Source organism: Streptomyces sp. UH6, from assembly GCF_013421635.1.
Lineage (GTDB): Bacteria > Actinomycetota > Actinomycetes > Streptomycetales > Streptomycetaceae > Streptomyces > Streptomyces abyssomicinicus.
The window spans coordinates 1-2,081 of record NZ_JACADT010000990.1; the positions used below are offsets into that span (position 1 = coordinate 1).

Here is a 2,081-nt window from a genome sequence, read left to right on the forward strand (position 1 = left end):
CCCACGAGCGCCGGGGGCAGGGCCGGGGCGAAGCCGTCGGAGGCGGCGAACCGGGGCCGCCGTCCGACGCCCAGCAACTGCCCGTAGGCCCACACCTCGTAGGTTCCGTCCCGCAGGCACGGCTCGGTGGACAGCGTCCGCGGGTCGACGGCCGCCTCCCCGGACACGACCACCCGGTGCCGTCCGCCGCCGAGCGGCTCGGTGCGCGGGACCATGTCGGCGTCGGGGAACCACCACTGGTCCCGCCCGGTGTCGTGCACCAGCAGCTCGCCGCGCGCGTAGGCCAGCGGGTGGGGGACCTCCCACTCCTCGGCCCCCTCGATGCCGTCGAGCAGCACGGGGTCCAGCAGCAGCCGTCCGTGCCGCTCCACCAGGGTCAGCGGCCCGCCGTCCGGACGCACCATGCCGATGGTGGCGGAGATCAGCAGCCGGCCGTCCCGCCACCGCATGCCGTCCACCGTGACCTGCGGCCTCACCGCCCGCACCCGGCGGGCGAGTTCGACCAGCGAGTCCAGCCGGCCGTCCTCCAGGAGCGTCGCCCGGAGCCGGGTGAGGGCCGGCAGCCCTTCGCGCACGCCCGGCGGGTAGCACTCGACGGCCATCTTGCGGACCACCTCGAAGTGACGCTCCAGATCCGCCCCGGTGCGCTGGAGGACCCGGGGCTCGGTCACCGGCCTGAGCAGTTCCACGCGGTAGGAGCGGCGCAGCAGGAAGTCCTGGAGCGGTCCCGGCGCGGTGCCCTCCTTGACGGCCTCGACCACCGACCGGAGATGGCCGTAGTACGCCTCCGGAGTGGTCGCGCCCGCGCTGTTGTTGCCGCCGTCCTCACGCCGGTTCCACACGTAGCAGGGATGCGAGCCGAGGATGGAGACCGTCTTCGCCCGGACGTAGGCGCGCGCCATGAACAGCTGGTCCTCCAGACGGACCCGGCCCTCCGGGAACTCGATGCCGTGTTCCAGCAGGAAGGCGCGCCGGAACATCTTGTGCGGCGTCAGACTCTCCATCAGCGGAGTGTCCTCGACGGAGCAGCGCTCGACGTCGCGCTTGTAGAGGCTGTGCGGGCCCTGCATGGTGCCGACGGTCCGGCCCATCACGATGTCCGAGCCGTTGCGGACGGCCATCCGGTACAGCCGGTCCAGCGCGCCGGGCGTCAACTCGTCGTCCTGGTCGACGAACTGGACGTACTCACCGCGCGCCGCGCGCACCCCGACGTTGCGCGGCTTGCCGGGCCAGCCGGAGTTCTCCTGGTGGATCACCCTGACGTGGGCGTACTTGGAGGCCAGCCGCTCCAGTCGCCCGGCCGACCCGTCGGTCGACCCGTCGTTCACGTAGACCACCTCGTACGCCTGCGGACCGAGGCTCTGGTGGAGGAGGCTGGGGGCGGAGCGTTCGAGGTACGGCCCCGCGTTGTAGACGGGGACCACGACGCTGACCTTGATCATGTGATGTACATCCGGGGTGCTGGGAGCCTTGGGCGGCGTCATCGTAGGGCCCTTCCGGGTGAGATGCCCGCTTCCCCCGGTGTGTCCGGGCGTGTCGGACGTGTTCCGGATCGTCCTCGAGCCGGCCTCGGTGGCCCCCGATTTCCGTTTGCCCGGGAGTGCCGGCCCGCCTACGGTGCGCGCCATGATCTCCGAGGACGTCCCCGCCGCCCTGCTCGCCTACCGCCGTGTCAACGACGAGGTGTTCCGCTGCTACGAAGAGGGGCGGCTGGAGGACGGCATCCGTCTCCTGACCGTCCCGCACCCCGAACTGCTGCCCTGGCGTGCGGAACTGGCCTACCTGCTCGCCTGCCTCCAGGGCGCCGCCGGGCGCCCCGACGAGGCGCTCGGGACGCTGCGCGCAGCCCTCGCGGAGGGCGGGTGGTGGGATCCGGCCGTACTGGAGGGGGAGGAGGACTTCGCGGAGGCGCGCGGGCTTCCCGGGTTCCGCCCGCTGCTCGAGGAGTCGGCGCGACGCTGGGAGGACGGGCGGCGGACGAACCGTGAACACGACCTGCTGGTGCGGCCGTCGGCGCTGCCCGCGCGCGGTGTGCTGGTGGCGTTGCACGGGGCCGAGGAGTCGGAGCGGGACGCGGTGCG

Annotated in this window: 2 protein-coding genes; one reads left to right on the forward strand and one right to left on the reverse strand. The window is 72.8% G+C overall.

Annotation, left to right across the window (positions count from 1 at the left end):
• Positions 1–1,442, reverse strand: a 1,442-nt coding sequence (locus tag HW445_RS28375) for a glycosyltransferase (RefSeq protein ID WP_180223715.1), incomplete at its 3' end; no start/stop codon positions are given.
• A 184-nt stretch (positions 1,443–1,626) separates the two neighbouring features.
• Between HW445_RS28375 and HW445_RS28380 the strand changes: the two genes are divergently transcribed.
• Positions 1,627–2,081: hypothetical protein (locus HW445_RS28380; RefSeq protein ID WP_218957464.1), on the forward strand; the 455-nt coding region annotated here is incomplete at its 3' end.